Source organism: Asticcacaulis tiandongensis, assembly GCF_006475605.1.
Lineage (GTDB): Bacteria > Pseudomonadota > Alphaproteobacteria > Caulobacterales > Caulobacteraceae > Asticcacaulis > Asticcacaulis tiandongensis.
In genome coordinates this window covers 121229-140798 of sequence record NZ_SSBC01000021.1, presented here as the reverse complement: position 1 = coordinate 140798, position 19570 = coordinate 121229, and the positions used below count along the sequence as shown (strand labels likewise).

The following is a 19570-nucleotide window of genomic DNA, read 5'->3' as shown; positions in this document are numbered from 1 at the left end:
AATGGGTTCGGGTAAAAACAGCGTAAGACTGCGTGGGGTTCTGGCATCGTGCCTTCTGGCGACAACGGCGCTTTCGGGGTTTGTGGCTTTTCCGGCGCTGGCGCAGGCACAGGCTGGACACAGCTATGACATTCCTGCGGGGGGGCTGACGCAGGCGCTTAACCGCTTTTCCGAACAGGCGGGCATTGAGTTGTTCTACAGCGCTGAACTGACGCGAGGCGTGTCGTCCAAAGGTCTTAAGGGCAGCTATGGTGTGTCGGATGGTCTGTCGCGTTTGCTGGCCGACACCGGTCTGACCTATCGTCAGACAGGGGCGACGGCCTTTACACTTGAGAAGGCACCGGCCTCAGCGGGGGCATTGCAACTGGGGGCCATTCGGGTTGAGGGCACGGTGAACACCGCTGGTGGGATGGTTTCAGGATCGCGCGGGATATCTGACGAAGGCTTTGATGCCGACAGTCCATTTGCCACAGCGGGTTCAGTCAGCCACATCACCCGCGAGCAGATCGAGCGTATTCCGCCGACCTCAACGGGAGATATGTTCCTGAATACGCTGGGGGTAATTTCGGCAGGCAACCGCAATGGTCAGTCGCTTGATCTCAATATTCGCGGCCTTCAGGGTATGAACCGCGTGGCGACACTAATTGACGGCGCGGCACAGACGACCTCTACCTATCGTGGCTATGGCGGGGCCAGCAGCCGTACCTTTGTCGATCCTGACCTGATCGGCGGGATTGACGTTTCCAAAGGTCCGTCCGACAGTGCCTATGGTGCCGGTGCCATGGGCGGTGTCGTCAATATGCGTACCCTGATTGCGCATGATCTGGTGGGCGAAGGCAATCGTTTTGGTTTCCGTATTCGTGCCGGTGTGCATGACAATACGGTCGATCCGTCGCCCATATCCAACGGCAACCAGATTCAGCAGTTCGGTCGTGATCGGGGCCTGTCAACGGATGCGCGTAACCTTAGCGTGACCGGTGCCTATAAGGCTGACCGTTTTGAATTTGTCGCGGGCTTTGTCGAGCGGGTGAACGGCAACTATTATGGTGGTAAAAACGGCAACAGTACGATTGAACTGATCGCGCCACGTACCGGTGTGGTGACCGAACATCCCATGACGCGTTATCAACGGGGGGGTGAGATTTTCAACACCTCTCAGGAAACGCAATCCGTGCTTCTGAAGGGCACGGTGCGTTACGGGGATGGTCATGCGATTGAGTTGGGTTATATCCGCTACGACAGCCAATATGGTGAAGAATATCCGGACGCCAACAACCCCTTCAGTCAGTGGGCCTGGATCGCTCAGGAGCCGATCAGCGAGGTTCTGTCGAACGTCTACACGGCGAAATATCGCTGGAAACCGGCCGATAGCCGCCTGATCGACCTGCATGCCGAACTATGGGTCAGCGACATCGAAGACTACTGGGCGACGATGGACAGTCAGGTCTCAAGCGTCACCAGCGGTACAGATATATGGAACCGTGCCTTCCTCAATACGGGATTTGGTGAACTGTCGCTGAAATATGGCGCGCAATATTCGTTTGAGGAGTCACGGAACCGCGTTCGCAACCCTCGGCCATGGGGCGATAATACGGCGTTTGATGGCAAGCGCCACGTCAGCCGTGCCTATATTAATGCTGATCTTGATGTAAATGAATGGGTGCGTCTGTCGGGTGGCCTAAGTCAGGAAGCCTTCCGCACGCGCGGTGCCAACTGGCGTAATCAGGCCCCTTTGTCCTTGCGCGACAGTCGTCTTAACCCGCGTGTCGGGGTGACCGTTTCGCCAGCGGACGGTCTGCAACTGTTTGCCAGCTATGCCGAAGGCTGGCGTCCGGCCACCTTGCGTGAGACGCTTCTGGATATGGATGATCTGATCCGGCCCAACCCGTTGTTACGTCCGGAAGTGTCGAAAAATGTCGAATTCGGCTTCAATATTTTGCGCGACGGCCTGTTCTCGGACACGGATCGTCTGAAGCTCAAGCTTGCCTATTTTGACAACAGCTACGAAGACTTCATTATGCGCGAATATGGTACGGCCTTTGGTCTGCCGACCAATTACCGTACCTATACCAATGTGCCCGAGGTTCACTTCCGTGGCGTGGAAGTGGCGTTCGACTATGGCTTTCGCAATCTGTTTATCGAAGGCAATATCAATCGCTACACAGATGTGCAGTTCTGTAATGCGACCGGCGAAAACAGCTATGAGCCGTGCGGCGATTACACCAGCGGCAACGACTATATGTCCCAGGCCGTGCCGCCGGAATATGCCGGCAGCGTCACCTTTGGCGGGCATTTCCTGTCGGATAAGCTGACCCTCGGGCTACGTACCGTTTTTGCCGGTGAACGGGCCGTCGGGCGCAAGGCGATCTCGACCGGAAGCTCCAACCCGTCCGATTGGGTATCCTATGCGGTTTATGACCTGTTCGGCAGTTATGAGGTGAACGACCATCTGACGATCAATGGCAGTGTCGAAAATGTCGGTAATCGTTTCTATATGGATGCCCTGACACGGGCGCGCACCCCGTCGCCGGGACGCACCGTGCGCCTGAGCCTGACGAGCCAGTACGGTGGGCCGAAGTCAGCGTCAAAACGTCATCAGGCTCTGGGTTATGACAGCCGTCTGGCCGCTTTTGATGGCGACTGGTCGGGTTTCTACATCGGGGGACTGACCGGCGCGGTGAATTATGAATCCGACGCAAAGGTAACGCTGGGTGATGGCAGTTCTTCTGATGAAAGCGGCCTGTTCAAAGGGGATGGGGTCACGGGCGGCTTTGTTGCAGGCTATAACCGGCAACTGCAAAATCGCTGGGTCATGGGTGTCGAAGCAGAGGTGTCTTCGGGTACGGCTGAAGGGTCTTACAGCATTAAGACCGGTGAAAGCGCGAACCTGATCCGTAACCAGTCGGCGGAAGCGGCCTATCGCAGCGAAGCCAGACTCTATGCCAATCTGCGCGGGCGTGTGGGCTACGCCTTTGACCGGACACTGGTCTATGGCACCGCCGGTCTGGCGGCCTTGCAGACCGAAGAGACGCGTGAACAGTTTCGCGGTATGACCGCCGGCGTTAATCCGAACAACACGCAGCGCTATTTCAGCGAAAGCGATAAGGTCACGCGCACCGGCTGGGTGGCGGGTTTTGGGGCTGAGTTTGCCCTGAGCGATAACTGGTCGCTTAAGGGGGAATATCTCAACAGTGATTTTGGTAAAAAGAGCCACAATTTTGATGACGCGCGCACGGGGGTCATTCAGAACTATGTCACCCGAGTGGCTCAACGCGATCCCCTCACTAACGACTATGTTCGTGATCCAGACACCAATGCCATCATCTATGATGAGACAAATCACACCGGCTCAGCCGAGGTGGTAAATGGTCGTAAAGTCAGAAGTGACGTCAGATCACAGACCTTGCGTGTTGGTCTGAACTATCGTTTTTAAAGCGCTATAAACGCCGTCAGCTTTCGACCGAAGGCTGACGGCTTATGCTGGTATTGTGAGGCATAGGAGATACGGATTTCCGGCGTTTTGTGCCGTGGCGACGATTGCCTGCCCCGCCTGACCGGGGCAGGCCTTATGTATTCTTGATCCCTGTCGTGGTGGTGAGGGGACGCTAACTTACGGAAGGGCTGTTAGCTTCCACCGGTCACTACGGGCCTGCCTGACAGGTTTCCGAGCATTTCACCACATCATAAAGGCGGACAGGAAATGGCCAAGACCGAGGATCAGATTTTTACCAAAGCCAAAAACGTTGACCAGACCTTTCAGCAAGGGCCGGGCGGCGAAACCCACCAGCAGGCCGGTGCCGACGAGGTAGTGCTGACGACACAGACCGGGGTTCCGGTGTCGGATGATCAGAATTCGCTCAAGGTCGGTCAGCGCGGGCCGGTGGCCATGGAGGATTTTCATCTTCGTGAAAAACTCTTCCATTTTGACCATGAGCGTATACCCGAACGCGTGGTGCATGCCCGTGGTTATGGGGCACATGGTTTTTTTGAAACCTATGACAGTCTGGCGGACGTGACCTCAGCCGATCTGTTTCAGCGCGCCGGTGAACAAACCCCCGTTTTTGTGCGTTTTTCGACCGTTGTCGGCAATAAGGGGTCTTTTGATCTGGCGCGGGATGTGCGTGGTTTTGCCGTGAAGTTCTATACTCAGAAAGGGAACTGGGACCTGGTGGGTAACAATATTCCGGTGTTCTTCATTCAGGACCCGATCAAGTTTCCCGATCTGGTGCATTCCGTCAAACAGGAGCCTGACCGTGGCTTTCCTCAGGCGACGGCGGCCCATGACAATTTCTGGGACTTTATCACCCTTATGCCGGAATCTATGCACATGGTTATGTGGGCCATGTCTGATAGGGCCATTCCGCGTAGCTATCGCATGATGGAGGGCTTTGGTGTCCATACCTTCCGCATGATCAATGCAGAGGGTAAGTCCACCTTCGTCAAGTTCCACTGGCGGCCCAAGCTCGGTTCGCAATCGGTAGTGTGGAATGAGGCGGTCAAGATCAACGGTGCCGATCCGGATTTCCATCGTCGCGATCTTTGGAATGCCATTAAGGCCGGTGATTTCCCTGAGTGGGAGTTAGGATTGCAGCTGTTTGACGAAGACTTTGCCGAACAGTTCGATTTCGACGTGCTTGATTCCACCAAGCTTATCCCCGAAGAACTGGTGCCTTTGCGCATGGTCGGGCGGATGGTGCTTAACCGGATGCCGGATAATTTCTTTGCCGAAACCGAGCAGGTGGCCTTCTGTACGCAGAACATCGTGCCGGGTCTTGATTTCACCAATGACCCCCTGCTTCAGGGGCGTAACTTTTCTTATCTGGATACGCAGCTCAAGCGTCTGGGCAGTACGAATTTCACACAATTACCGATTAATGCGCCGCGCTGTCCGTTCGCTCATTTCCAGCAAGACGGGCATATGGCCTTTAATAACCCCAAGGGCCGCGTCAATTACGAGCCTAATTCCTGGACGCCGGAACTGGGGGCCGATGGTGGTCCACGCGAAACACCGGAAGGGTTCCGCAGCTATCCCGAAGCGGCGGATGGCCCGAAGATGCGTATCCGTCCGGAGTCTTTTGCGGATCATTACAGTCAGGCACGACAGTTCTACATCAGCCAGACCGAGGTTGAACAAATCCATATTCAGAACGCGCTTGTTTTCGAACTGAGCAAATGTGAACGCGAGGATATCCGTGCACGTATGGTGTCGCACCTTCTGAATATTGACGAGAAGCTGGCGCGTGTGGTGGCGCAAGGATTGGGGCTGGAAAAGCTGCCGAAAGCCGCGACGCCGAAACAGGCCCCGCGCATGGACTTACCCCCTTCGGATGCGCTGAGTATCCTCAAGAAAAATCCGGGGCTGCTTAAAGGGCGCAAGTTCGGCATACTGATAAGTGACGGGGCTGACGCCGCGCTTTATAAAGCCATTGTCGATACGGCGACAACGGCAGGAGCTACGGTTGAGGTTGTGGCTTCGACACCGGGACAGGTAGAATTGAGTGATGGCACGAAGATTCCTGTGCAGCATAAGGTCGATGGCGGGCCGTCTGTACTGTTCGATTTTCCGGTGATTCTGACCAATGGCCCCGGTGCGGACAAGCTTTCAAAGTTATCACCGGCACGTGATTTTGTATCCGATGCGTTCGCGCACTTCAAATTTGTCGCCTATAGTCCTGAGGCTGTTCAATTAATTGAAAAGGCAGGCATTATTGATGATCTTGACAGTGGATTCATCGAACTGGAGGGTTCGGGGGCGCTATCGGGGTATTTCGAAAAATTGCCGGAAATTCGCTATTGGGCGCGGGAAAAGGCCATGACGGCGCTCAATGGGGAATTACCTGACGCCCCATGATCTCCGCAGCCGGAAAGTCGTCGATAAAAGGCGACTTTCCGGCCTTAGTCATGATCAAAGCGGGCGGTGAAGCTGTAGCGGGCACCATCATAGATTTGCGTCACGGTGGTGATGCGCTCATAGCCCCGCCAGGTGCGCCGCTCAACCTCAAGGCAGGCCATGCCCTTATCGCCTTGCAGCCATGCGGCAATATCGTCAGTGGCATTTATCGCACTGATCTGGCTTTCGACCTGCGTCCAGGGCACGACCTCAAGCAGCCAATGGCCGGGGGACTGATCGGTAAAATCGACAGTCAGGGCAGCGGGAACGGTCTCAAGATTAATCAGGCGTTCTTCGACCACCAGTGGCCTGCCCGAAGCAAGGTGCAGGCCGCGCAGGAATAAGACCTGTCCGCCAATCCCCGCCAGTTCACATTCGTCAGGGGTGTCGGCCCGATGCACCGAACGATGCAGAAGCTCAAAGCCGTAGGTTTCGCCACGCGCCAGTATCTCGGCCTCAATGTCAGGAATATCTAGGACGGTGGAATCGAGTTTCGGCAGGCGCACAAAGCTTCCGGCGCGTTTGCGGCGTTCAATCAGGCCGGAGGTCGTCAGGCGGCTTAAGGCCTTGTTGACGGTCATGCGCGAGCAGCCATAGGTTTCCATCAGTTCGTGCTCGAACGGGATCTTGTCGCCGGGCGACAGAATGCCTGAGCGGATCTGTTGTTCTATGTCCTGATGGATCTGCTGATGCAGGGGCAGGTTGGAGACGGGCGCGTTCATGCCGTTAGCCTTTCCATCAGGGTGCGATAGGTTGAAACAATGCGCTCATGCTGGATATGTTTGCCGCCGCTGACCTGCTTCTGGCCGTGTCGCCAGACGCAATCAATCCCGTTACGGGCGCTGGCAAAGATGTGGCTGTCCAAAATATCATCCCCCTGACGGGCCGTCAGCGACGCGGAACGGGCGTCGAGACTGACTATATCGGCCACATGGTTTTCAGCAAGGCCTGCACAGCCTTTTAAAGCCTGAGCGCCGCCTTTGACGGCGTCTTTGTACAGTCTGGCACCGGTGGAGCCGAGCGGCGCGGCCAGCACATTGCGGGCCTTATGGATAAAGCGCTGGGAATATTCCAGCAGGCGCAGTTCTTCGGTGGCGCTGATCAGGACGTTCGAATCAGAGCCTATGCCGATGCGTCCGCCGGCGTTCAGGAAGGCTTCTGCCGGAAAGACGCCGTCCCCGAGATTGGCTTCGGTGATCGGACACAAACCGGCGACGGCACCAGATGCCGCCAGATTGAGTGTTTCGGCTTCGGTCATGTGTGTCGCGTGCACCAGACACCAGCGCCCATCGACGGGCATATTGGCCAGAAGCCATTCAATGGGGCGTGCGCCCAAATGAGCGAGGGATTGTTCGACCTCGCGCACCTGTTCGGCAATGTGGATATGGATCGGGCCTTCAGGGCAGAGCGGTAAAAGTGCGGTCAGTTCTTCGGGTGTCACGGCGCGCAAGGAGTGCGGGGCAATGCCCAGAACCGCATCCGGTAATCTGTTCAGGTGAGGCTGGCTGGTCTCAAGCAGGCGGGCAAAACTGTCGAGCGAATGGATAAAGCGCGCCTGTCCGGCATTGGGCGGTTGGCCGCCGAAACCGGCATGGGCATAGAAAACCGGCAGCAGGGTCAGGGCAATGCCGGTGTCGCCCGCAGCGGCGCACAGGGCAGCGGACATTTCCGCCGGATCGTCAAAGGGTGTGCCGTCCGTATTATGGTGCAGGTAGTGAAATTCACCGACGCGGGTAAAGCCGGTTTCGAGCATTTCCATATAGGCCAGTGCCGCGATGGTGCGCAGTTCCTCAGGCCCGATACGCGTCTGAAAGCGGTACATCTGTTCGCGCCAGCTCCAGAAACTGTCGGCTGACGGGCCGCGCCGTTCGGTCAGGCCCGCGATCACCCGCTGAAAGGCATGGCTGTGCAGATTGTTCATGCCGGGCAGGGCTATGGCGTGGCGTTCATCACCGGCTTCGGGAGGTGTGTCAGTCGTTAAGGACGCAATATGGCCGTCATGGAGTTTGATCTGCACCTGCTGTGCCCATCCGTCAGGCAGCAAGGCCTGAGCGAACCATAATGCGGCTGCGGCCATCGTATCGTCCTTATGAAAAAAGTTTCGTCTGGAACCATAATGCCTCTTGCCAAGTATAATGTCTATACATTAACGTTCATGTATATACATAATTCTTTCGCAGCCTTCGGACAATGACATGACCCCTTATACGGCATGGACAAATGCACGGCTTCTGGTGCCGCTGCCTGACCGGAAACGGTTTCAGGTGGTTGAGGACGGGCTTATTGCCGCGCGTGACGGTCGCATCCTTTATGCGGGCACGAAGGAAGGTGCGCCGCGCCTTAATTACACGCAGACGCATGACGTGGGGGGGCGGCTGATTACCTCCGGCCTGATTGATCCCCATACCCATCTGGTTTTCGGCGGTGATCGTGCGGCAGAGTTCCGTATGCGTCTTGAGGGGGCCAGCTATGAGGCAATCGCGCGCGCCGGTGGCGGCATTGTCTCGACCATGAAGGCCACGCGTGAGGCCAGCGAAGCGGAACTGGTCAGGACGGCGCTGACGCGCCTTGATGATCTTCTGGCCGAAGGGGTGACGACTATTGAGATCAAGTCGGGCTATGGCTTGCGGCTTGAGGACGAACTGAAGATGCTTAGGGCCGCGCGGGCCTTGGCCGGTCATCGTCAGGTGCGCATCAAGACAACCTTTCTGGGGGCGCATGCCCTGCCGCCGGAATATGCCGGTCGTGCGGACGCCTATATTGATGAGGTTTGTAACCGCATGATCCCCGCGGTTGCGGCGGAAAAGCTGGCGGATGCGGTGGATTGCTTCTGTGAAGGCATCGGTTTTTCACCGGCCCAGACACGTCGGGTATTTGAAGCCGCCCATCGCCACGGCCTGAGAACCAAGTTGCATGCCGAGCAATTGTCCAATCTGCGCGGCGCGGAGCTGGCGGCGCATTACGGAGCCTTGTCGGCGGATCATCTGGAATATCTCGATGAGGCCGGTATCGCCGAGATGAGCCGTCACGGCACGGTGGCGACATTACTGCCGGGGGCATTTTACTTCGTACGGGAAACCAGATTGCCGCCCATACAGGCCCTGCGTGACGCCGGTGTGCCGATGGCGCTGGCGACGGATTGTAACCCGGGTACGTCCCCGCTGACATCGCTTTTGCTGACCATGAATATGGCGGCGACCTTGTTTCGCATGAGCGTCGACGAATGCCTTATGGGCGTGACGCTTAATGCGGCCCGCGCGCTCGGTCTTGGTCATGAGACCGGCGCGCTTGAGGCCGGAAAGGCCTGTGATCTGGCGATCTGGGATGTCGAAGCCCCCGAACAGCTTGTGTACCGCATCGGCGCGCGTCCGCTGCATGCCCGCGTTTTTAACGGAGTTCCCCAATGAGTACCCTTACCCTCACCGCCGGTTCGGTCAGCCTGTCGCAATGGCGGGCCATTTATCGCGGGGCCGGGTTTCGCCTCGATCCGGCCTGTATGGAAGGGGTGCAAAAAAGCGCTGAGGCCATTGCGCGTATTCTGGCGAAAGGTGAGCCGGTCTATGGCATCAATACCGGATTTGGCAAGCTGGCTTCGACGCGTATCGAGGATGCCGATCTGGTCAGGCTTCAGTACAATATCATCCTGAGCCATGCCGCCGGTGTCGGCGCGCCGTCGCCCAAGGCGGTCATTCGTCTGATGATGGCGCTGAAGCTGACCTCGCTGGCGCAGGGCGCATCGGGAATACGGCCTGAAACACTTGAGCTTATGCAGGCCATGCTTGAGGCTGATCTGATACCGGTGGTGCCGTGTCAGGGATCGGTCGGCGCATCAGGCGATCTGGCACCTTTGTCACACATGGCGGCAACCATGCTGGGCTATGGCCATATCGATGTGGCGGGCAAGCCTGTTCCGGCGGCAGAGGCGCTTGAGGCGGCGGGGCTTAAGCCGTTTACCCCAGGCCCGAAGGAAGGGTTGGCTCTGCTTAATGGCACGCAGTTTTCAACGGCGAATGCGCTGGCCGGATTGTTTGAGGCCGAGCGCCTGATGCAGACGGCGCTGATCACGGGGGCGCTTTCGACCGAAGCTGCCAAGGGGTCGGATGCGCCGTTTGATCCGCGTATCCATATATTGCGTCGCCATCAGGGCCAGATAGATACGGCAGCGGCTTTGCGACAGTTGATGAGTGGTTCGGCCATTCGGGCTTCGCACATTGAAAATGATAACCGCGTTCAGGACCCCTATTGTCTGCGCTGTCAGCCGCAGGTCATGGGGGCGGCGCTGGATGTGCTGCGTCAGGCGGCCCACACCCTGTCGCTTGAGGCCAATTGTGTGTCGGATAATCCGCTGATCTTTACGGGTGAAGACGGTGACGAAGCGCTTTCGGGGGGGAACTTCCATGCCGAGCCGGTGGCCTTTGCGGCAGATATAATTGCTATGGCGATTTGTGAAATCGGGTCGATTGCCGAACGCCGTATCGCCATGCTGGTTGATCCGGCGCTTTCGGGTCTGCCCGCTTTCCTGACGCCGCGTCCGGGACTTAATTCAGGCTTTATGATCCCGCAGGTGACGGCGGCGGCGTTGATTTCCGAGAACAAGCAGCGGGCCTTTCCCGCTTCGGTGGATTCAATCCCGACCTCCGCCAATCAGGAAGACCATGTGTCTATGGCCGCACATGGGGCGCGCCGCCTGATGGATATGGCGAACAACGCCTTTGCCGTGATCGCCATCGAGCTTCTGGCGGCGGCGCAGGGCATTGATTTTCATGCGCCCCTGACCTCATCCGAAGTGCTGGAACGGGCGCGGGCCGCCACGCGCAAGGTCGTGCCGGCGCTTGAGGATGACCGGCATTTTCATCCCGATCTTGAGGCGGCGATAGGCTTTGTGTCGCGGGGTGAACTGGTGGCGGCGGTGACGTTTGAACTGCCGGAGGTAGGTGGCTGATGGCCGATTTTCTTGAGATCAGCAGAGGCCATGCGCCGGTTATAATCGCCTTTCCGCATACAGGCACGGATATCCCGTTCGACATAGAGGATCGTCTGGTGTCGGGCTGGATGGGGCGCAAGGATGCAGATTGGTGGATTCATCAGCTCTATGACTTTGCCGCCGGTATGAATGTGACCACGGTGCGTACGACGCTTTCGCGTACCGTGATTGATGTAAACCGTGATCCGTCGGGGGCTTCGCTCTATCCGGGGCAGGCGACGACGGAACTGTGTCCGACCGTAAGCTTTGATGGTGAAGCGCTTTACCGGTCGGGGCAGGCCCCTGACGAGGCGGAAATCACGCAGCGCCGCCTGACGTGGTTTGATCCCTATCATCAGGCGATTGAGGCGGAAATTGAGCGGCTGAAGGCCTTGCATCCACGGGTCGTGCTTTATGATGCCCATTCGATCCGCTCGCATATTTCACGTCTGTTTGAAGGTGAGTTGCCGCAGTTCAATATTGGTACCAATGGCGGGCAGACCTGTGATCCGGCCTTAAGTCTGGCTATCGCGCAACTGTGTGGCCGAAGCGGCTTCAGCCATGTGGTCAATGGCCGCTTCAAGGGCGGCTGGACCACGCGCCATTATGGACGGCCCATGCGCGGCGTCCATGCCATCCAGATGGAGCTGGCCTGTCGCGGATACATGGATGAGCCGTCTGAGGTCACGCCCGACAACTGGCCCACCCCCTATGATTCTGAGCGGGCGCAAGGTCTGCGCGACGTGCTCATGCCTCTGATCGACGCCGCGATCCATTTCGCCCGCGTTTAATTTTTTTTGTTTTCTGCGTAGCCCAAGGAGTCTGGCTGTGTCCTCCCAAATTGAAAACCGTCGCGTCATTTATCCGGCAACGGGTACGGAACTGAGTGCCAGATCCTGGCTGACTGAGGCCGCACTCAGGATGCTGATGAATAATCTGCATCCGGATGTTGCTGAAAACCCCGAAGAACTCGTGGTCTATGGCGGTATTGGCCGTGCGGCGCGCAACTGGGACTGTTATGACAAGATCGTTGAGACGCTGAAGCGTCTTGAGACCAACCAGACGCTTCTGGTGCAGTCAGGCAAGCCGGTCGGTGTGTTTGAAACCCACGAAAATGCGCCGCGCGTCCTGATTGCCAACTCAAACATTGTGCCCAAATGGGCCAATTGGGAGCATTTCAATGAACTCGATAAAAAAGGCCTGATGATGTACGGCCAGATGACGGCCGGTTCATGGATCTATATCGGGGCGCAGGGCATCGTTCAGGGCACCTATGAGACCTTTGTCGAGATGGGCCGTCAGCATTATGACGGCGACCTGTCGGGCAAGTGGCTTTTGACCGCTGGTCTTGGGGGAATGGGCGGGGCGCAGCCTCTGGCCTCGGTTATGGCGGGGGCGTCGTGTCTGGCTATTGAGTGTCAACCGTCACGCATCGATATGCGTCTGCGGACGGGGTATCTGGATCGTTCGACCGAAAGCCTTGATGAAGCCCTGCAATGGATCAGGGAGTCTTGCGAGGCGAAAAAGCCGATTTCGGTCGGTTTGCTGGGTAATGCGGCGGATATTCTGCCGGAGTTGCTGAAACGTGGCGTCCTGCCTGATCTTCTGACCGATCAGACGTCAGCCCACGATCCGGTCAACGGCTATCTGCCTTCGGGCTGGACGGTTGAGCAATGGATCAGCAAGCGTGAAAGTGATCCGGCCGCCGTAGCCAAAGCCGCGCGTACGACCATGGCGCAGCATGTGCGGGCTATGCTCGATTTCCAGAAGGCCGGTGTGCCGACGGTCGATTACGGTAACAATATCCGTCAGATGGCGCTGGATGAAGGGGTTGAGAACGCCTTTGATTTTCCGGGCTTTGTACCGGCCTATATACGTCCGTTGTTCTGTCGCGGGATCGGGCCGTTCCGCTGGGCGGCGCTGTCGGGTGATCCGGAAGATATCTATAAGACCGATGCCAAGGTGAAAGAGCTTTTGCCGGACAATGCGCATCTGCATAACTGGCTGGATATGGCGCGGGAGAAGATTCAGTTTCAGGGCTTGCCGGCGCGTATCTGCTGGGTCGGGCTTGGGGATCGTCACCGTCTGGGGCTGGCCTTCAATGAGATGGTCAAAAATGGGGAACTGAAGGCACCGGTGGTGATCGGTCGTGACCATCTGGATTCCGGTTCTGTGGCGTCTCCGAACCGTGAAACTGAGGCCATGAAGGATGGCTCAGGCACAGTATCTGACTGGCCATTGCTCAATGCGCTCCTGAACACGGCATCGGGTGCCACATGGGTCAGTCTGCATCACGGCGGTGGCGTCGGCATGGGCTATTCGCAGCATTCCGGTGTTGTCATCGTTGCCGACGGTACTGACGAAGCGGCCAGGCGTCTGGGGCGTGTATTGTGGAATGATCCGGCGACCGGCGTCATGCGTCATGCCGATGCGGGTTACGAGATTGCACTCGATTGCGCCCGTGAAAAGGGTCTCGATCTGCCGGGCATACTTTAAGGGGGGTATATTGGGATGAAACTGACGCTTCTGCCCGCTGCCGATCGTAAAACCGTCTCGTGGAAAAACGGTGGCGGGCAGACGCAGGAACTGGCGGTCTTCCCGTCCGGTGCGGGGATGCATAATTTTCAGTGGCGCATCAGTATGGCGACGGTCGATAAGGCGGGGGCGTTCTCCGTCTTTCGTGGCATAGACCGGCATCTGACCCTGCTTGAGGGGCGAATGCGGCTGGAGGTCAATGGCGTCTGGCATGAGCTGGGGGGCGGTGACTCTCTCCGGTTTGACGGCGAGTTACCGGCATTCGGTGCGCCGGTCAGTGCTTCGGTTACCGATCTGAATATCATGACCCGCAGAGGACGCTTCAGTGCCGAAATCATCGGCGGGGAAACGGGTGACGTGCTACCGGTCGAGGCAGGGGAGGGGTTTGTATTTGCCCTGAAGACGGCTGAGGTTTCAGGCCATGTCCTGTCGGCGTTTGATCTGCTGCATTTTGAAGCAACGGGGCCGAAAAGCCTTAGGGTGGGTCATGGGGCGGTTTTGCTGATCCGGCTGATAAAAGCCGTCTGGCCTCAGGGGAAGTTATAACAAGCGCCATTCGCATACCCACTCAGGTCAACACGGTCAGAGTAAATTCTGAACAGAATTTGCTCTGATTTTTGTTTGTCGCTCTTTCTTATCCAATAAGTGCGGCACTTATTGGGAAAACGCTCCGATCTCCTGACCTGTCACCTTGCCCCCGCCTGTGCGGGGGCTTTTTTTATGTCGCCGTTGTGGTCATGGATGACGCAACGGAAGGTGGAAGGACTCTGTAAAAAGGAAATGGTTTCATTAGTAATTAATATTCAAATGGGTGTAACAAATTGAAATATGTTGAAATTAAGACAAATAACATCAGTGAAGTTATTGGTAATATTGCGTGATTAAGTGCATTTTGCACCAATTAATATATTGTATTTTATAATTAAATATAAATATCAGCGCTACGTCAAAAAGACTCGAGCCCGGCTTTTTCCATTTCGCATGTGCGTAATGCACGGTTGACGACGCGGCCATCAGCAATAAGTCTATACATAATTCAGCTGCCCTGGCTCAGTGGTCAGGCTCCCAAACAGCTAGAATTCTGAAAAGGGATATTCAGATGGCACATAAAGATAACCGCTCGTCCCGCCGCACTCGGGGCACTTCCATGCGTACGCTGCTTTTGGCAACCACCTTACTGGCTGCAAGTGGTTCAGCTTTTGCAGCTGACGACGCTTCAGATGCCGCCGAGGTCATTGAGGACACCGGCATAACCGAAATCACGGTTACATCGACCAAGCGCAGCACGCGCATTCAGAAGACACCTATGGCTATTTCCGCTGTCACCGCCGAGACACTGGAAAAGACCGGTGCGATGACCATGCAGGACTACGTCAAGTTCGTCCCCAGCCTTAAGGTATCCGATGACGGCCCCGGTCGTGGCCGCGTCAGTCTTCGGGGTATTCAGGGCACGGGTGAAGCGCTGGTTGGCGTATTCTACGACGAAACGCCGATCACCGGTTCGGTCGGCGTGTCTTCGGACGCCGGTGGCCGTAACCCCGATACGACGGCTTCGGATGTTGAACGTATCGAAGTTCTGCGCGGGCCTCAGGGGACACTGTTTGGCGGTTCGACCATGGGCGGCGCGGTGCGCATGATCATGAAAAAGCCACGGCAGGTATATGAAGGCTCTTTCAGCGCCGGTTACCAGACTACCGATGGCGGTGGTGACAGCTATAATTACAACGTCATGGCCAACGTGCCGCTGATCGAAGACAAGCTGGCCGCGCGCGTTGTGCTCTATGAACGTGATCAGGGCGGTTACCTTGATAACGTCTTCCTGGGTAAGGAGGATTATAACACCAGCAACGTAAAGGGCGGGCGCATCCTGCTGCGTTACAACGCCACCGATGCCCTGACGATCGATGCCGGTTTCTATACCCAGAAGACCGACGCGGTGGGTAACAACACCTGGTTCCCGGGGATCGGTGAATATCAGACCGACAACAAGCTGATCCTGCCCTATACCGAAGATACCAAGATCTATTCCCTGACGGCGAACTGGGATCTGGGGAACTACACCCTGACCGGCAATACCAGCTATTTCCGTGCCAACTCGGTTTATGCCGCTGATGATACGAACTATGTCGCAAGCTACCGTACCGTGGCCAGATGCTCGGCGTTTCTCGGAGTCACCTGCGTGGATGGTACGCAGCAATATGCGGACTATCTTGATTACGTGAACAGCTATTATCCGGCCGCGATCTATTATCCGGATGAGGTACGTAACTGGACGAACGAACTGCGCCTGTCGTCCAATTTTGAAGGCAACTTCAACTTTACCGTTGGTGCTTATTACGAAGACCGTAATCAGGATACCGTAGGCTCGGACGTTCTCGGTGATCTGGAAACCGGCCTGCTGCTTGAGCCGATCAAGTACATCTACTACCGCTATGTGGTCGATGAACTGAAGCAAAAGGCCCTGTTCGGTGAAATGACCTATGATTTCACCGACAAGCTGAAGCTGACATTGGGTGGTCGCTATTTCGAATACGAAAAAATGGTTGGCGGCGAGACCGTTATTCCGTGGGATCTGATCGGGGCAAATCTGCGTCCCTATTATGAGCGCAACACCAAGGAAGATGGCACCATCTTCAAGGCCAATCTGAGCTATGACGTCAATTCTGACATCATGGTCTACGGTAACGTGTCCGAAGGCTTCCGTCCGGGTGGCGTCAACCAGACCTTTGGTCTGCCGGATGCGCTGATCCCTTATGGTTCTGACAGCCTGACCAACTATGAGGCCGGTTTCAAGACCATGTGGTTTAACCGCAGTCTGGTGCTGAACGGTGCGGTCTATCTGGTGCAGTGGGATAATATGCAGGTGTCGGGCCGTACGCCGAACGGCGCTTTCAGCTTTATTTCCAACGCCGGTAAGGCCGAGGTCAAGGGCTTTGAGCTTGAGGGCACCTATGTGCCGGCGCAGGGCGTGACCATCAATGCCAACTACAGCTATAATGATGCGCAACTGACCGAAGACCAGATCAACGACTATGTGACTTCGGCCGGCCGCAAGGGCGACCGCATCACCTTTATCCCCAAGCACAAGGCCGCGATCTCAGGCAACTATCAGTTCCCGCTGACGGGGGCATATGAAGGCTTCCTGCGGGCAGACGTCAACTATGTTGGCCCGTCCTTCTCGACCCTTAATCCGAACGACACCTACGCCATGAAGAACCCGGCCTATACGCTGGTGAACCTGCGCGGTGGTGTCGTGAACGATGCCGGTGACTGGGAAGCCTCGCTCTACATCAACAACCTTCTGAATGATGTGGCGATTGTGCGTCTGACCAACTCATCGACGACGCCACTCGGCGGGTCTGCCACCAGCGCCATGCCGCGCACTGTGGGCGTAAGCCTGACCAAGCGCTTCAACTAAGTCAACTACCCCGCCCGGAGGGGCGCTCTCTCTCCCTTCGGGCGGTACTTTTCCGCTAAGATTTTGATGCTCATCCTGTTTGAATACGGATGTGTTTAAGGAAACCCCAGATGACGAAACACTTTAGCTTCAAGACCGGTTCGCTCATGGCCGCATCGGTTCTGGCTCTGGCCCTGTCTGCGCCGCTGGCGCAGGCCGAGGTGCCGACCGCAACCGCCGTGCTCGGTTATGAAATCGGTGATGACTATAAGGTGGCTGATTTCAAGGAAGCCATCAAATATATGAAGGCGCTTGAGGCCAGTTCAGACCGTATCAAGATGTTTGAGGTCGGTAAATCGACCCACGGTCAAACCCTGCAATATGCGGTTATTTCCTCGCCGGAAAACATCGCCAATCTTGACCGTCACATTGCCATTTCCAAGCAACTGGCCAATGCGCGTGGCCTTACGGATGCTGATGCGAAGGCACTGGCGGCAGAAGGCAAGATCATCATCCACATAGATGGCGGTATGCACCCGTCAGAAGTGGCGGCACACCAGACGGCTCTGGCGCTGGCCTACAAGATGGTCGCCACGCAAGGGGATGCGGAAGTTGACGCTATTCTTAATGATGTCATCCTGATCCTGTGGCCGTCGCTGAACCCTGACGGTCAGAACTGGATCGTTGACTGGTACAAACAGAACCTCGGCACCAAGTACGAAACCTCACGTATGCCGTACCTCTATCAGGAATATGTCGGCCACGATAACAACCGTGACGGCTATATGCTGAACATGACCGAAAGCCGCACGGTCTATGAAGCGGTGCAGGTTTATGATCCGGTGATCTGGGTGTCGCACCACCAGGTTGCACCAACGCCTGCCCGTATCTGGGTGCCGCCGTTCGCTGATCCGGTGTCAAATAATGTGCACCAGAACATGCGTATCTGGACCAATGCGCTGGGTACCAACATGATGGCGCGTTTCGAGCATGAAAATAAGCCGGGCGCGATTGCGCAGGCACGCTTTGATAACTGGTATGCGGGCTTCCTTGATTATACGCACGTGTTCCGCAACACCATTTCCTTCTTCACGGAAATTGCCCACGATTCGGCGACACCCAAGTTCTACGATCCGAAGGATTTCCCGGAAAATCGTAAGGATTTCGCGCCTCAGATCATGTATCCAAACCCGTGGAAGGGCGGCTGGTGGCGTCTGAAGGATTCGGTCGATTACGGTGTGACCTCGTCCATGGCTATCCTCGATACCGGTGTAAAGTATCGTGAAGTATTGCTGTATAACCGCTATCAGGCCGGTCGTGACAATATCCGCAAATATGTCGATGACGGGCTGCATGGTTATGTCCTGCCTGCCGGTCAGACCGACATGGTGGAAACCGCGCAACTGGCGCAAATCTTCATCGATCACGGCCTTGAGGTGCATCAGGCGGCTTCGGACATCACGCTGGGGGGCAAGACCTATCCGGCGGGGTCTTATGTCATGTTGACCGATCAGGCCTATTCCGGTCTGCTGCCGGAACTTCTGGAGGTGCAGAAATATCCTGACATCGTTCTGAGCGGTCAGGGCGGCACACCGGCTGACCTGCCATATGACGCGACCGGCTGGACCCTGCCCATGCAGATGGGCGTGACGTCTGAGGCCATCAAGGCACCGGTGGGCACCGCCGAGCGGGCAGCCCTGACACGTATCACCAAGGCGGAAGCCAAGGGCAGTGTCACGGGTGAGGGTAAGGTCTATAGCCTGAGCCGTAAGGTCAATGCCTCTTATGCGGCGACCAATGCCATTGTGAAGGCGGGCGGTAAGTTGTCGGCCACGCCTGATGGGGAAAGCTTTGTGGTGTCGGGTCTGAATGCGGCGAAACTGAACCCGATTGCCGTCAAGTACAGCGTCGATTTCACAGCCCTTTCGGCGGCACCGGAAGCGACGGCGGTCAAGCCTGCGCGTATCGGCATGTATCGTCCGTGGGGTTCCAACATGGATGAAGGCTGGTCGCGCTGGGTGCTTGAGCAGCACGACTATGCCCTGACAAGCCTGTACAACAAGGATGTCACCGGCAAGCTTTCGTCGAAATATGACACCATCATCCTGCCGGATATGGGCGGTCGTGGCCGCTCGGCGCTTGAGGTCATGAAAAATGGTCTGAGCGAAGAGCAGGCACCGCCGGAATATGCCGGTGGTATTGGTGACGCTGGTGGTGAAGCCCTTAAGCGCTTTGTTGCCGAAGGCGGTACGCTGGTGGCCATGAACGGGGCGTCCGACGGGGTTATCGAACTGTTCGATCTGCCGGTCAGCAACTTTGCCAAGGGCCTGACGCGAGACGAGTTCTTCAGCGCCGGTACTTTGTTTGAGGTTGAGCTGGCGGAAGCCTCTCCGTTCACGGCAGGCCTGTCAGCGAAGCCCGTCGTCATGTTCCAGTACAGCCCGGTCTTTGAGGTTAAAGATGGCTTCAAGGGCAAGGTTCTGGCGAAGTACAGCGACGACCAAAGCCCGCTGAAGAGCGGTGTGGCCATCCATCCTGAGAAAATTCAGGGCAAGGTTGCCGCACTTGAGGTCGAATATGGTAAGGGCAAGATACTGCTCTACGGTTTTGAACCGCAATGGCGCGGCCAGAGCCACAACACATATAAATTTGTCTTCAACGCTTTCTATAAGTGACCGAATCAACGCTCCGCGCACATCTCTGTTTCCTCCCCTCAAAGCGTGCGCGGGGCGTTTGATAAAACTTCGCTGTTACACTTCAGCAAGCGGCCCGGGAAGCGTCATGG

At 56.7% G+C, this 19570-nt stretch carries 11 protein-coding genes; 9 read left to right on the top strand and 2 right to left on the bottom strand.

The genetic code is table 11. The features are described 5' to 3' along the window. The first annotated feature begins 1 nt into the window (after nt 1). Both E5201_RS13910 and E5201_RS13905 read left to right on the top strand, forming a co-directional pair. Complete coding sequence (locus E5201_RS13910; RefSeq protein ID WP_181404651.1) at nt 2–3433, top strand: TonB-dependent receptor domain-containing protein; 3432 nt, start codon at nt 2–4, stop codon at nt 3431–3433. 267 nt (nt 3434–3700) lie between these two features. Then, nucleotides 3701–5851 (top strand): catalase, encoded by a 2151-nt coding sequence (locus E5201_RS13905; RefSeq protein WP_140987054.1) that lies wholly within the window; start codon nt 3701–3703, stop codon nt 5849–5851. 44 nt (nt 5852–5895) lie between these two features. Here E5201_RS13905 and hutC read toward each other — a convergent pair whose 3' ends face one another. Next, a complete protein-coding gene (hutC, locus tag E5201_RS13900) occupies nt 5896–6612 on the bottom strand; it encodes a histidine utilization transcriptional repressor HutC (protein WP_140987053.1) in 717 nt (238 codons plus the stop codon). Continuing rightward, a complete protein-coding gene (locus tag E5201_RS13895) occupies nt 6609–7967 on the bottom strand; it encodes a formimidoylglutamate deiminase (protein WP_140987052.1) in 1359 nt (452 codons plus the stop codon). Before E5201_RS13895 ends, hutC begins: the two co-directional genes overlap by 4 nt. 118 nt (nt 7968–8085) lie before the next feature. Between E5201_RS13895 and hutI the strand changes: the two genes are divergently transcribed. The 7 genes from hutI to E5201_RS13860 all read left to right on the top strand — a co-directional run bounded on the left by hutI (nt 8086) and on the right by E5201_RS13860 (nt 19460). Next, on the top strand, nt 8086–9297 hold the full coding sequence (gene hutI, locus E5201_RS13890) for an imidazolonepropionase (RefSeq protein WP_140987051.1): 1212 nt from the start codon (nt 8086–8088) through the stop codon (nt 9295–9297). Continuing rightward, the gene (hutH, locus tag E5201_RS13885; protein WP_140987050.1) at nt 9294–10832 is read left to right on the top strand and encodes a histidine ammonia-lyase; all 1539 of its coding nucleotides are present in this window, start codon (nt 9294–9296) and stop codon (nt 10830–10832) included. The genes hutI and hutH overlap by 4 nt, the downstream gene beginning before the upstream one ends. Further along, complete coding sequence (gene hutG / locus E5201_RS13880) at nt 10832–11644, top strand: N-formylglutamate deformylase (RefSeq protein ID WP_140987049.1); 813 nt, start codon at nt 10832–10834, stop codon at nt 11642–11644. Before hutH ends, hutG begins: the two co-directional genes overlap by 1 nt. A gap of 49 nt (nt 11645–11693) precedes the next feature. Continuing rightward, nucleotides 11694–13349 carry a urocanate hydratase gene (gene hutU, locus E5201_RS13875; protein WP_181404658.1) on the top strand — a complete coding sequence of 552 codons (1656 nt, stop codon included), beginning with the start codon at nt 11694–11696 and terminating at the stop codon, nt 13347–13349. Between the two features lie 15 nt (nt 13350–13364). Further along, nucleotides 13365–13934 carry a HutD/Ves family protein gene (locus E5201_RS13870; RefSeq protein ID WP_140987047.1) on the top strand — a complete coding sequence of 190 codons (570 nt, stop codon included), beginning with the start codon at nt 13365–13367 and terminating at the stop codon, nt 13932–13934. Nucleotides 13935–14535: 601 nt separating this feature from the next. Next, entirely contained in the window at nt 14536–16806 is a 2271-nt protein-coding gene (locus E5201_RS13865) for a TonB-dependent receptor (protein ID WP_181404650.1), read from the top strand. A gap of 110 nt (nt 16807–16916) precedes the next feature. Beyond that, nucleotides 16917–19460, top strand: coding sequence for a M14 family metallopeptidase (locus tag E5201_RS13860; protein WP_140987045.1), 2544 nt, complete (start codon nt 16917–16919; stop codon nt 19458–19460). Nucleotides 19461–19570 lie beyond the last annotated feature (110 nt).

Bases quoted from the DNA above. Each gene is read 5' to 3' on its own strand.
- E5201_RS13905 (WP_140987054.1), top strand. From the start codon at position 3,701: ATGGCCAAGACCGAGGATCAGATTTTTACCAAAGCCAAAAACGTTGAC.
- E5201_RS13910 (WP_181404651.1), top strand. From the start codon at position 2: ATGGGTTCGGGTAAAAACAGCGTAAGACTGCGTGGGGTTCTGGCATCG.
- E5201_RS13865 (WP_181404650.1), top strand. From the start codon at position 14,536: ATGCGTACGCTGCTTTTGGCAACCACCTTACTGGCTGCAAGTGGTTCA.
- E5201_RS13870 (WP_140987047.1), top strand. From the start codon at position 13,365: ATGAAACTGACGCTTCTGCCCGCTGCCGATCGTAAAACCGTCTCGTGG.
- hutC (WP_140987053.1), bottom strand. From the start codon at position 6,612: ATGAACGCGCCCGTCTCCAACCTGCCCCTGCATCAGCAGATCCATCAG.
- hutG (WP_140987049.1), top strand. From the start codon at position 10,832: ATGGCCGATTTTCTTGAGATCAGCAGAGGCCATGCGCCGGTTATAATC.
- hutH (WP_140987050.1), top strand. From the start codon at position 9,294: ATGAGTACCCTTACCCTCACCGCCGGTTCGGTCAGCCTGTCGCAATGG.
- E5201_RS13895 (WP_140987052.1), bottom strand. From the start codon at position 7,967: ATGGCCGCAGCCGCATTATGGTTCGCTCAGGCCTTGCTGCCTGACGGA.
- E5201_RS13860 (WP_140987045.1), top strand. From the start codon at position 16,917: ATGACGAAACACTTTAGCTTCAAGACCGGTTCGCTCATGGCCGCATCG.
- hutI (WP_140987051.1), top strand. From the start codon at position 8,086: ATGACCCCTTATACGGCATGGACAAATGCACGGCTTCTGGTGCCGCTG.